This is a genomic window from Candidatus Methanomethylophilus sp. 1R26, assembly GCF_001481295.1.
GTDB lineage: Archaea > Thermoplasmatota > Thermoplasmata > Methanomassiliicoccales > Methanomethylophilaceae > Methanomethylophilus.
This window is the reverse complement of sequence record NZ_LOPS01000034.1, coordinates 1-8,624: the sequence shown is the minus strand read 5'-3', so window position 1 is coordinate 8,624 and position 8,624 is coordinate 1. Positions and strand designations below refer to the sequence as shown.

The following is an 8,624-nucleotide window of genomic DNA, read 5'->3' as shown; positions in this document are numbered from 1 at the left end:
AAAATCTGCCATTTTCTCTCCTCTAGTCGGTTGAGATTCAACCGTTGGGCTAAGCACTCACTTGGATGTATTTAACCTTGAGTGAGCATTCGTATAAAGGTTTTTATATTAGTTTTATCGGATAATCATATTCGATTTATAGCAATGTATTTATACTGATGGATGGAACATATAACCTTCATTAAATGCAGTATGCTTTTCCTCTGATTTCATATCATTTATCTCTGCAAATTGCCTCCTTCAGATTATTTGTATATTAATCAAGTCTTAGATATTTGTATTGCTGTTCTACAATTAAATGTACATTTGTTGGGCATTTTAATTAGGTACGCTCCAGTGTACAAATAAAATCATTTCCCGAGGCAGAACCTGATCCTCTGATGCCGCCATCCGAAAACATCCATGGCGAACTCGCATATTGGATGAACAATATAACCAACAGACCGAGGCCGGCGGATGCGGTTCCTCTCTCGTTTCTTCTCTCCTATAATATATAGAAATAAAAATAAGAAAAAATGAAAAGAAGACCGCGCCCGGAGGCGCCGGAAGATGTTTCGGTCAGTCGGACGCAACGCCTTCGGCTGTTCTGCCCGACTTCCCGGTCTGCACCATCCACCATACGGGCAGGTAGCAGATGAGGATTATGCCTGCGATGATCGCAGGAGTGATGCTGTCCCCCAGATTATAGCTCCAATACACGAGGCAGGGGAACCACAGGACGAACTGCACGAACACCATGGCGGCGATCGGGTAGATCCAGCACTTGGGCGCAGAGTACGGCCTCGGAAGGTCCCTGAACTCGGGGTCCCTCCTCGACTTGACGAATGCCGCCAGGGCGATGCCGTTGGCGAGGCAGTATCCGATGGCAGAGGCCGAGAGGATAGTCGAACTGGTGTCCCCGGACCCTGCGACGCACCCGCTGTATCCGACGATGAACACCAGCAGCATGTTGAAGATGCAGACGAACAGCATAGCGTTGGCAGGCATGCCCCTGCCGTTGACCTTCCCGAACCAGTCGGGCAGGTTCCCTTCGCCGGCCATCGAGTACAGCGTCCTGGATGAACCGAGGAACCCGGTCTGGATGACGAGCACCATCGCGACGATCAGGAGGAACAGGGCGACATACTTCCCTGTGTCGCCGAAGACGGCCTCGGAGAGCGGCGCCAGGATGGCATTGGTCATGAGCGCCGCATCGTCGGGGTTGCTCTGATCGAAGGACCCATAGACGCCAACGGAGACGAAGAAGTACATGAAGAGGCATATCATCCCGCAGCTGAAGAGCGCCTTGGGGACATCCTTGCCGGGGTTCTCGTATTCGGGACCGTAGATTGCCGCGGTCTCCCATGCACAGGCGCTCCACTGAGCAAGCCCGAAGCATCCGAACAGGAGGACGATATCCTCGAAGTCCCAGCTCCAGCCGGGCGCGGTGATGTTGTCGGTTATGTTCGAGAACTCGAACTCGCCGGAGATGAAGGCGCCGGCCACTATTATTATAATAGGTATAACCGACACGATCGCCAGGATCATCCCGAGCCTGGCCCCTCCCTCGAGGCCCCTTACCCCGAGAACGTACATCACAGCAACGATGATCAGCCCCACGGCCATGTAAAGGCCGAGATAGGTCCATCCTTCGATATCCCACTCGAACATCTGGACGAGGTAGTCCCCGATCATCATGGTGAAGATGGCCACGACAGGGCACCATGCGAACCAGTAGCACCAGGCGCTGAACGCGCCTATGAACTTCCTCATATCATGAGGGTTCCCGGGATTCTTGGGTTTGAAGACCGTCTGCGCGCATCCGGGAAGCCCGGTGGCCTTCGGGAACACCGTGACCATCTCCCCGTACGCCATATTCTGCAGGAATCCCTGCAGGACTGAGATCGTCCAAACGAAGATGCACAGTCCCCACACTATGGTGCTGACGTCCGCCAGGGAAGGAAGGATCAGGATGGGAACGCCCATCGCGATGAACAGACCCTGCTTCCAGCTCACGGAACGCTTCAATCCGCCTTCAGCTTGTTCTTCTGCCATTATTACCACACACACTTGACGCACCGTTTCCCGGAGGAACGGAACGGTCTGCCGGACCGTTTATGCGGCCTTCTCAGGAAGAGGGCCGCCGCCGGATGAGGAAACCTTTTTGCACTCTATTTAAGACTTTAATGCCATCAGCCGTAAAATTTATATTTGATGGATTTTCGATTATAAACGAAAAGAAAAACATTAATAATGATGGATGGCGAAACATCTCATGCCAGAAGCATGGGTCCGGAACAGGGTCCGTCCGTTCTTCTACAAATATCCAGTCGGTACGATTGTGTAAAATATCCGCTGGGCATCACCCATAATCATGGCTAGCAAAAAAGAAGAGAAGAGCGCCGGCCAGAAACTGGAAGAAGAGCTTCTCATGAAGCCCAAGATCGTCGGAGAGGCCGACAACGGACTCCTCCGCGAGGCTATGGACTACGCCGAGGAGTACAAGCAGTTTCTGCATTACAAGACCGAGCGCGAGATACTCGACTACACGCTGCCGCTCGCCCAGAAGGCAGGCTACAAGGAGTTCAAGATCGGCACCAAGTACGATGCCGGCGACAAGGTCTACTTCAACAACCGCGGGAAGAACCTCATCCTCATGACCTTCGGGAAAAGGCCTGTGTCCGAGGGCGTCAGGATCAGCGTCGCCCACGTGGACAGCCCCAGGCTCGACTTCAAGCCGAACCCCCTCTTCGAGTCCACGGACATGGCGTACTTCAAGACCCATTACTACGGAGGGATCAAGAAGTACCAGTGGACCGTCATCCCCCTGTCCCTGCACGGTGTCGTCACCCTTGCCGACGGCAAGACGATCAAGGTGCGCATCGGAGAGGAGCCCGGGGACCCGAAGTTCTGCATCACCGACCTTCTGCCCCACCTCGCAAGGGAACAGGTGTCCAAGCCCGGCAACAAGATCATAGACGCCGAGCAGCTGAACGTCCTGATCGGCTCTTGGCCTTTCAAGGACGACAAAGTATCCCAGAAGGTCAAGCTGAACATCATGAACATCCTGTACGAGAAGTACGGGTTCAAGGAGGAGGACTTCCTGTCCGCCGAGCTCTGCGCCATACCCGCGTATGAGCCTATGGACATCGGGTTCGACAGGTCCATGGTCGGAGCCTACGGACAGGACGACAAGGTCTGCGCCTTCGCCCAGTTCAAGGCCGAGATGGACACCAAGAAGCCTGAATTCACCACCATGATGGTCTTCGCCGACAAGGAGGAGACCGGCTCGGACGGACCTACCGGCATGAGATCCGTCTTCTGGAAGGACTTCCTGGAGGATGTCGCCTCCGCATGGGGATTCCCCATCCGCCACGTCCTGAGGAAATCCATGTGCCTGTCCTGCGACGTCAACGCCGCGGTCGACCCGGCATGGCCCGAGGCCTTCGAGCCCCAGAACTGCTCCTTCCTCGGAAGGGGGCCCGTCGTGTCCAAGTACACCGGCGCCGGAGGGAAATACTCGACCAACGACGCCTCGGCGGAGGTCATGGGCTACCTCAGGGGCATCCTCAAGGAGGCCGACGTGCGTGGCAGGTCGGAGAGCTCGGCAAGACCGATGTCGGCGGCGGAGGAACCATCGCCGTAGATATCTCGATCCACAACCTCGACACCGTCGACATGGGCGTCCCCGTCCTGTCGATGCATGCCCCCCTGGAGGTCACGTCGAAGGCCGACGACTACCTCCTCTACAAGGCGATCTACGCTTACTACAACTACAAGAAGCCTAAGACCGTCTGAGGGCGCAAGCCCTGCGGAAGGGGGCCGAGCCCCCTTCCCAATCATTTCAGATATATTTTCAGAAAACCGAAGGATCGGAACGGCAGGGATCTCGCTGCTCCTTCATTCCTTCGTAAATGTACACCGCGCCGAAGTTCTTCTTATGGGCCTTCACCTGGGTGAACCCGGCCTTCCTGAACTTCTCCTCCATGACCTCGCCGTGGGGGAAGCCCTTGATGGAGTTGGCGAGCCAGTCGTAAGCGGGCATCTTGCCGTCGATGGACTCTCCCTTGTCGTACTTCCTCCCGATCTTCTGCACGCGGTGCTTCATGTAGATGTTGAAGAAATAGCGGATGAACCTGTTGTCCGGGGTGGCCATCTCGGCGACCACCGCCTTGCCTCCGGGCCTGAGGACGCGGTACATCTCGGAGATCGCCTTCTGGATATCGTTCACGTTCCTCAGCATGTATCCGCTGGTGACCAGGTCGAAGCTGCCGTCGGGATACTGGAGATTGAGTGCATCCCCCTCGACGAACTCCACCGGCCTCGGGAGATGCCTCTCCGGCATCTTGGACTCGGCGTACTTCAGCATCTCAGGAGTGAGGTCCAGCCCGGTCACATGCCCGCCGGGGCCGGCATGCTCGGCGACCAGGAACGCTATCTCTCCCGTTCCGGTGCCGACATCGATGCAGTCCTTCCCCGAGATGTCCCCGGCGACCTTCATCATGTACCTGTGCCAGCCCTGGATCATCCTCAGGGACATGATCTCGTTCATCTCGTCATAGTATGACGCGATCTCCGTGAAGACGTCCTTCACGTAGACCTCTTTGCCGTCGAACTGCGTTCCGTTGGGTTTGATCTCATCTTCAGCCATCGTCTCTCACCTCATCCTCATCCCGCCGCCCGTTCACAGCAGGAAGTACCCTATCAGGTATCCGGCGGTCAGAAGGACGCCGAAATGCCAGTTGTGCCTGAACGCCATCGGGACCAGCAGCCTGTTGGGGCCAGCCTCGGTCGGCGCCAGTTTCGAATTGTCCAGGAGCTTCTTCAGGTCCCACAGAGCAACAAATGCGAGCGCGCAGGTCCACGGCACGGCGCCCGCTGCGATTATGGCCGCCAGAACAGCATAAGCGATGCACCCTTCCGCCCTGTAGAGCATCATGCTGTGGGCGTAGGTCATGTGCCCGGAAAGGGTGCCCACGCCGGCCTTCCTGTCCTCCCAGTAGTCGCGGGTCTCGTTGCCGCTCAGGACCGATGTGATCAGGAACGCGTTCGGGAGACCCAGGAGGAAGACCTCCCAAGTGACCGTACCGGCCATAGCATAATAGGTCCCTGTATGCATGAGCAGGCCCATGAGCAGGAAGCAGCAGACCTGCCCCATGCCGTGGTACTTGTAGGCTACCCCCACAGTGTACAGGCCGGCTCCGGCTATTCCTGCGATGCCGAACCAGAGAATGCCCCATCCTATGTGCCAGATCAGGATCAGCCCGATGAGGGCGGTGATTCCCAGGCAGGCCATCCCCGCCCAGAACACCTTCTTGGGGGAGAGCGCGCCCGTGACGAGCTCAGGGGAGCGGGTCTCGTTGTCGACGGTGTCCGTCCCCTTGGCGAAATCGCCGTAGGTGTTGAGGATGTTGGACGCGACTGCAGCAGGCATCCCCCCGGCGAGCACCAGAAGGAAGATCCACCAGCAGAACTCCCCGTCGGCATAGGCGACAGCGCCGCCGATGAGCACGGGCACCACCGCGCCGTGGAGGGTCCAAGGCCGGAACACGTTGAACCATCCGGCCTTCACAGGCTTCACATCTGCCATGCGCACCCGATTAACGAGGTGCTTAAAGTAGTCTTGCGTTATCGACAGTCGATAAATAGAAGAACAGGGCACGAGATAACTGGCACATGAAGGGAGACCTCCACACACTGAAGAAGGTGTGCCTGTACGGTTCCAAGGTCATGCTCGCCGGCACCGCCGTCCTGGCGGCCATAATCGCGGCGCTGCTGGTGCTGGGCGCCGGATCGCTGTTCTCGGAGAGCACGCGCGAGTTCCTGGGAGGGTTCATCGGCTCCGATTTCACCGACGGCACTGATACCGAGGCCGCGGCCGCCTACCTGATAATGCTCCTGGTCTTCGCGCTGGCCGTCGTCACCGTGTACGCGACCTATCGGGTCATGGCATCAATATGGGCGGAGCACAGCCCCTTCACCGAGACCAACACCTCCAGGATCAAGACGGTCTCAAAGTGCTACCTTGTATGCGCCGTGGCGTTCCTGATGCTCGAAGCGGCCGGCGGTAACGGTGCCGCGGCCATGCTGTTCATGTTCTTCGGATGCGTGCTCATCGCCGTCGTCCTCTACATGTTCGCTCTGATCGTCCGTTACGGGGCCCTGCTGCAGGACGAATCGGACCATACCCTGTGAGGCACCAGTATGACGATAGTTCTCAGATTGGACCGGGTGATGGCCGACAGGAAGGTCTCCCTCAACCAGCTGGCCAAGATGGTCGGCATCAGCAACGTGAACCTATCCAACATAAAGACGGGGAAGATCTGCGCTATCAGGTTCTCGACACTGAACGGGATCTGCAGGGCCCTGGACTGCCAGCCCGGAGACATCCTTGAATATATCGATGATGATGAATCTGAATAATTATTGATTATCGTTAATAATTTAATGATAATCAATATATTAATACTGAATCGGACTTCCCGTTGCAATGAAAGTCATCCTGAAACTCCTGTGCAGCACCGCCTTCATGATGGGGCTTGCCCTGGCCGTATCATTGATCACCAACTACGGCGGCCTCTTCCCCGGAGATGTCCTGACCTCCGACCGCCGCAGCAACATCACCATTCTGGTGCTGGCGGTCATGATGACGATCACCCTCTCCAGGATCCCCTACAGGAATCTAAACCCCATAGAGCACCGCCGGTCGGTGGCCCGCGCCGTCCTGCTCGGTATCGTCCTCGCCGGGATCATCCCCCTGGCCGCCTATTACATCCTCGACGGCACCGAGGCCTACGGCCGCTACGCCGAGGGACTGGTCTTCATCGCCGCCGCGCCTTTCGCAGCCTCGGTGGGCCCGCTATCCCTCATACTGAGGGGCGACCTGGAACATGCTCTGCGCTCGACCATCATCGTCTACGTCATCGACCTGGTGTGGATCCCCTTCATCATCTGGGTCACGCTGGGCGAGACGGTAGACATGTACGGCGTGGTGAAGACCGTCATCGAGATCATCGGCATCCCGCTGATAGTGTCCCGCCTCTTCACCAAGGTGAAGATCGGCAAGACCTCCATGGCGGCCTTCCTCAACTGCTGCATATTCTTCCTGGTCTGGCTCTCCGTCAGCTCCACCAACTTCCCGAAGGCGGCGGACGTGTTCATCGTGTTCATGCTCATCGCCTTCCTGCGCGACTTCGGGCTCGGGACGTTCACGGCCTATGCGGAGAAGAAGGCCCGCATACCCTGGGCCCAGCGCGTCCCTGACATCCTCATGATATCTTACAAGAACAAGGGGATCGCCATCGCCCTGTGCGTCTCGGTCATGGAAGGGCCGGCGATCGGGGACGCCATGGTGGCCGTCGCCTGCTCGATCATCGTGGAGGTAATCTGGGTGGCCTTCATGGACTCCGTCCTGTTCTCCAAGAAGAGGATGGATAAGGAGCTCAGTTCGGAGAAGGCTGCCGGCGGGGCCCTCGCCTGATCCTGCCGTACTGGGTATAGTCGAAGAAATCGGTTATCCTGGGGACTTCGCGCCCCTTCAGGGGCACGATCTCATCCTCCGGGCCGGGGCTCCCCGAGAGCATCTCGGCGGACGGGTCGTAGACCCTCCCCTCCCTCGTGGAGGGGTCGGACGCGTTCGCATAGCAGTACAGGCACCCGTGAGCGCAGGTGTTGTACTCCCCGATGTCTATGCTCTTGATGCACCTGCATCCCTCGCGCAGTTTGGAGTCCTCATCCTCGAACGGGATCCCCAGGCGCGTCATCGTTCTCCTGTCGATGCATCCCAGGTTCTCGATGCCGAACGCCGAGAGATCGTATCTGGGACAGCAGTAGCTCAGCTCGATCCCGTGCTCTGCGGCCGTCTTCGACATCATCGACGCCATCGCGTCCATCTCGGAAGAGGTGAGAGAACGCAGAAGGTCCGAGTGCCCCGACAGCTTGCCGTACATATCGAGGAAACTGAAGATGCAGCGGTCGGTATAGCCTTCGAGCTCCCCGCAGAGGGTCTCGAACTTCCTGCTGTGCCAGGCGAGCGAATGGCGCTCGTTGATGATTATCGGGTCGTACCTCCACGCTATGCGGTCGGGGCCGAGCTTCTCCGATATCCGGCGGAAAGCATCGGTCACGGACGCCTTCGGCGGGACCCCGGGCTCCAGGTCCCTGCCGTAGCCGGTGACCGTCACCTGGAACAGGCACATATGACCCATGCGGCCGATCTCATCCAGATAAGGGAGCATCGGCGACGGGTCCTTGGTGATGAAAATCAGGCGTCGACGTCCGCGCGGGCGAGGCTCACGCGGTACACCAGCTGACGGTACACCGGGTTGCGGACGAGACAGTAGCCGGCGCGGAGCCTGTTCATCATCCACTCCGAATGGAACGCCGGGATATCGGTGCGCCTGCTGGCGCTTATTATCATCGGGAACAAATCCGTCGAATCCGATAAATATTTTTCAACCGATAGCAAACATCGATGGAAAACGAGCGCATAAAGACCTTCGTCACAATAGTCGGCAAGCTCAGCGTATGCGGCACCGATGATGCAGTGACGGCAGTCTATCTTCCCAACGAGAACCTCCCTGCTATGCAGAGCGGATCCTGGGAGGTCACCGACGAGGCCGCCGCCGAGATAAACGAATACCTCG

Annotated in this window: 6 protein-coding genes and 2 pseudogenes; 4 read left to right on the top strand and 4 right to left on the bottom strand. The window is 57.7% G+C overall.

The genetic code is table 11. From position 1 onward, the window contains the following. Positions 1-558: 558 nt before the first annotated feature. Positions 559-2,034 (bottom strand): APC family permease, encoded by a 1,476-nt coding sequence (locus AUQ37_RS06370; protein ID WP_058747887.1) that lies wholly within the window; start codon positions 2,032-2,034, stop codon positions 559-561. Between the two features lie 319 nt (positions 2,035-2,353). Between AUQ37_RS06370 and AUQ37_RS12460 the strand changes: the two are divergent. Continuing rightward, positions 2,354-3,777, top strand: a pseudogene (locus tag AUQ37_RS12460) (aminopeptidase). A gap of 58 nt (positions 3,778-3,835) precedes the next feature. Here AUQ37_RS12460 and AUQ37_RS06360 read toward each other — a convergent pair. Together AUQ37_RS06360 and menA are read right to left on the bottom strand one after the other, a co-directional pair. Further along, a complete protein-coding gene (locus AUQ37_RS06360; RefSeq protein WP_058747886.1) occupies positions 3,836-4,630 on the bottom strand; it encodes a ubiquinone/menaquinone biosynthesis methyltransferase in 795 nt (264 codons plus the stop codon). Positions 4,631-4,663: 33 nt separating this feature from the next. After that, entirely contained in the window at positions 4,664-5,569 is a 906-nt protein-coding gene (menA, locus tag AUQ37_RS06355) for a 1,4-dihydroxy-2-naphthoate octaprenyltransferase (RefSeq protein WP_058747885.1), read from the bottom strand. An 86-nt stretch (positions 5,570-5,655) separates the two neighbouring features. On the opposite strand from menA, the gene AUQ37_RS06350 reads away from it, so the two are divergent. The 3 genes from AUQ37_RS06350 to AUQ37_RS06340 all read left to right on the top strand — a co-directional run bounded on the left by AUQ37_RS06350 (position 5,656) and on the right by AUQ37_RS06340 (position 7,459). After that, a complete protein-coding gene (locus tag AUQ37_RS06350) occupies positions 5,656-6,174 on the top strand; it encodes a DUF2975 domain-containing protein (RefSeq protein ID WP_058747884.1) in 519 nt (172 codons plus the stop codon). A gap of 9 nt (positions 6,175-6,183) precedes the next feature. After that, positions 6,184-6,402, top strand: coding sequence for a helix-turn-helix transcriptional regulator (locus AUQ37_RS06345; protein WP_058747883.1), 219 nt, complete (start codon positions 6,184-6,186; stop codon positions 6,400-6,402). A gap of 67 nt (positions 6,403-6,469) precedes the next feature. Then, the gene (locus AUQ37_RS06340; RefSeq protein WP_058747882.1) at positions 6,470-7,459 is read left to right on the top strand and encodes a bile acid:sodium symporter family protein; all 990 of its coding nucleotides are present in this window, start codon (positions 6,470-6,472) and stop codon (positions 7,457-7,459) included. Here AUQ37_RS06340 and AUQ37_RS06335 read toward each other — a convergent pair. After that, positions 7,422-8,341, bottom strand: a pseudogene (locus AUQ37_RS06335) (DUF1848 domain-containing protein). The gene AUQ37_RS06340 and the pseudogene AUQ37_RS06335 overlap by 38 nt on opposite strands. Between the last annotated feature and the right edge of the window lie 283 nt (positions 8,342-8,624).